This window comes from Kitasatospora sp. MY 5-36 (assembly GCF_001182915.1).
GTDB lineage: Bacteria > Actinomycetota > Actinomycetes > Streptomycetales > Streptomycetaceae > Kitasatospora.
The window spans coordinates 1-3,155 of record NZ_LFVW01000939.1; the positions used below are offsets into that span (position 1 = coordinate 1).

Sequence of the window (3,155 nt, forward strand, 5' to 3'; positions counted from 1 at the left end):
GCCCCGACGTCCGCCCGTCCCGCCCGCCGCGGTCCCGCCGGGCCCGCTCCGGCCCCGGCGTGCTGCGCGGCAAGCTGGGCTGACGGCCTGCGGGACGACGGGTCGGCGGGACCAGGGCCGGGGCATACGAACCGACGGTGCGTCAGTTATCCGCCACGACAATGAACTTGTGCGGACCCGGAGCCTGCTGGCACATTGTCCTCCCTCGCACGACAGCCTTGGGGGACATGGCCATGCAGCCGACCGATCCTTCCGATTCGACCCGGGCCGGACAGACCGGCTCCTTCCCGTTCGTTCCGCCGCCTCCGCCCGGCGGGCCGCCGACACCGGCTCCGTTCGGGCCGCCGCCGCCCACCACCCCGCCGCCGGCCTTCGCGAGCGGTCCCGTCGGCACCCCGACCACCACCCGCGTCGCGGTCACCAACCGCATCCTCTGGATCGGGCAGGCCGCGTACCCGCTCGCCAACGTGGCCCGGGTCGGCACCTCCCTGATCGTGCCCGGCCGGCGCCGCGCGCTCCTGCGGCTGCTCGCCTTCGCCCTGGTCGTCTTCCTGCCGGTGCTCGTGATCGCGCAGGCCACCGACGGATCGTCCTCGGACTCCGGGTCCGGCACGCTGTTCCTCGTCGCGATGATCCTCGTGGCGCTCTACTTCCTGATCTTCACCTGGCCGGTGCTGCGCCGGCCCGACCTGTACGTGCTGGCCGTGGACACGGCCGGCCCGCCGACCGCGGTGCTGGCCTGGCTCACCGCGGAGCCGGCGTTCGAGCTGCAGGCCACCATCACCCGCGCGATCGAGAACCCGCAGGCCGAGTTCCAGCAGATCGTCCAGACCATCAGCGTGGACCTGCGGCAGTACCAGTTCGGCGACAGCGTCAACATCTACGGCGGCCAGGGGAACACGGGAGTCAGCAAGTGAACGACAACGAGCGTCCGGACGTCCAGTACGGCGACCGCGTCACCATCCACGGCGGCAGCGGCAACGTCGGCATCCAGCACAACAACGGGGCGGCCGGCGACCAGGCGCTGCCGCCGGAGGTCGCCGCGCTGTTCGCCCGGCTCGCCACCGTGGTCACCGAGCTCGCCCGGGACGGCCGGCTCCACGAGGCGGACCGGCAGAGCCTCGCCGAGGCCCTGCCGGTGCTGACCAGCCCCGCCGCCGAGGAGCCGAGGAGCCGGCGCAACACCCTGCTGCTGCTGGCCGGCCTGGCCCAGAGCGTCGGCGAGGCCGCCGCGCCCGCGCTGGGCCTGGCGAACCAGCTCCTGGCCCTGCTCAGCGGCTGACCGACCGACCGGCGCCCGCTCGCGGGCGGGCGCCGGCCTACGCCGTACCCCTTGCCCCCGTCTCCGCCGCCGTCTCGGTGAGGAAGCGTTCCACCAGCTCGACGACGGTCTCCGGGGCGTCCTCGGGGCTGTAGTGGCCGACGCCGGGCAGTTCGACGGCCCGGCCGCGCGGGAACGCCTCGGCGAACAGGGGCAGGAAGTGCCGGGCGGCGAGGGTGCGGTCGGCCGCGCCCCAGAGGGCGAGCGCGGGCAGGGCGGCGAGCGCCGCGCGGGCCTCGGCGCCCGGGGTCTCGAAGGTGTGCGCCCCGGTGGCGAAGCCCTTCGCCCAGCCGATCGCCCCGGCGGCCTCCGCGGGGGACGGGAAGGCCGCGCCGTAGGCGGCCAGCCAGGTGTCGGTGATCAGGGCGTTGTTCTCGAAGCCGTTGAGCTTCAGGGTGCTGAGGACGGTGTGGCGGAGTTCGCCGAGGACGGCGTCCAGACTGCCGTCGGCGTGCGCCCGGGCGATCCAGCCGAACCACGGGGACTCGGCCGCGTTGGCGGCGAGTGCCGCGGCGAGGCCGGGCTGGCCGAACGGCGTGGGCCCGTTGACGCTCACCACCCGGGCGATCAGCTCCGGGCGGCGGGCGGCCAGGCCCATGCCGACCGGCCCGCCGAAGTCGTGCAGGACCAGGGTGAGTTCGCGCAGGCCGAGGTCCAGGACGAGCGCCTCCAGGTTGCCGACGTGGTCCTGCAGCCAGTAGGTCCGGTCGGCCGGGGTGGCGCTCTTGCCGAAGCCCATGTGGTCGGGGACGACCACCCGGTGGGTCGGGGCCAGGCGGCGGACCAGGTCGCGGAAGAGGTAGCCCCAGGTGGGTTCGCCGTGCAGGCAGAGCACCACGGGGCCGGTGCCCTCGTCCACGTAGTGCTGGCGGAAGCCGGCGGCGGTGCTGAAGTGCGGCCGGTACGGGAAGGTGCCGTCGAAGGTCTCGTGGGCGGCGATCATGGTCGGGCTCGCTCCAAGGTGGTAGCAACTTAAAACCGCAAGGCCGAGGCTAGGCCTTGCGGTTTTATTACGCAACCATGCTGGTCGGAGTGGTCCTGAGCGGTCTCAGAACAGCGCCTCCTGGGTGTCCGGCTCCGGCGGGCGCAGACGCTCCTGGAGGACCAGGCCCTCGGACCCGCGGCCGGTGACCGGGCTGAGCGTCCAGCCGGTGAGCAGCCGGGTGTCCAGCAGCAGCGGTCCGGAGCCGTCCGCCTGGTCCAGGAAGAGGTGCCGGCCCACCGGCGCGCGGAGCCGGCCCGCGAGCACCGCGCCGTCGGCCAGCCCGGCGATCTCCCGGTACGCCTCCGGGGCGCCGCCGGCCAGTCCGTAGCGCTCGACGTGGTCGACCACCGGCCGGTCGGCGAGCAGCTCCACGGCGTGGCCGTCCAGCAGCCGGTGCGCCCGGGCGCGGGCGTCGCCGAGCACCGTACGGCGGTACGGGACGTCGCCGTGCGACCACCACTGCTCGGTCTTGATCCGGGACTTGTACCGCTCGCGGGCCAGGCCCGAGGCGGCGACGGTGAGTTCGGCGCGCCGGACCGCCGGCAGGGCGCCGCGGGCGGTGAACGCGTAGGCCAGCGCGCCCTGTTCGAGCAGCCGGCTGTCGCCGCGCTGCTCGGCGGTCAGGCCGACCTTGAGCAGGCCCTCGCCGAACCAGGCGAGGTAGAGCAGGTAGGTGCGGCCGTCGTCGAGGATCTGGTCCCGGGCGAGGGCGAGGCCGCGGTCCACGCTCTGGCAGGCCGGGCACTGCGTCGCGCCGCCGCCCGGGTCGATCACCGCGTGGTGCGGGCAGGGCGTGCGCTCCGTCGCCCCGGCCAGCCAGGCCCCCACGCAGCGGCGCGGGCCGCCCAG

4 protein-coding genes are annotated in these 3,155 nt (G+C 74.8%); 2 read left to right on the forward strand and 2 right to left on the reverse strand.

Going from position 1 to position 3,155, the window contains the following annotated elements; all coding sequences use genetic code 11:
• The first annotated feature begins 227 nt into the window (after positions 1–227).
• Both AE652_RS38520 and AE652_RS38525 read left to right on the forward strand, forming a co-directional pair.
• Positions 228–917: a DUF6232 family protein gene (locus AE652_RS38520; protein ID WP_049660081.1), complete on the forward strand. Its 690-nt coding sequence runs from the start codon at positions 228–230 to the stop codon at positions 915–917.
• Positions 914–1,282 carry a hypothetical protein gene (locus tag AE652_RS38525; protein ID WP_049660083.1) on the forward strand — a complete coding sequence of 123 codons (369 nt, stop codon included), beginning with the start codon at positions 914–916 and terminating at the stop codon, positions 1,280–1,282. The genes AE652_RS38520 and AE652_RS38525 overlap by 4 nt, the downstream gene beginning before the upstream one ends.
• 37 nt (positions 1,283–1,319) lie before the next feature.
• On the opposite strand, the gene AE652_RS38530 is transcribed toward AE652_RS38525, so the two are convergent.
• Positions 1,320–2,264 (reverse strand): alpha/beta fold hydrolase, encoded by a 945-nt coding sequence (locus AE652_RS38530; protein ID WP_049660085.1) that lies wholly within the window; start codon positions 2,262–2,264, stop codon positions 1,320–1,322.
• A gap of 105 nt (positions 2,265–2,369) precedes the next feature.
• Positions 2,370–3,155 (reverse strand): DUF2797 domain-containing protein (locus tag AE652_RS38535; protein ID WP_159028690.1); only part of this gene is annotated, 786 nt, incomplete at its 5' end.

Excerpts from the sequence above, each read along its gene's own strand:
- AE652_RS38520 (WP_049660081.1), top strand. The coding sequence starts at position 228 with ATGGCCATGCAGCCGACCGATCCTTCCGATTCGACCCGGGCCGGACAG.
- AE652_RS38530 (WP_049660085.1), bottom strand. The coding sequence starts at position 2,264 with ATGATCGCCGCCCACGAGACCTTCGACGGCACCTTCCCGTACCGGCCG.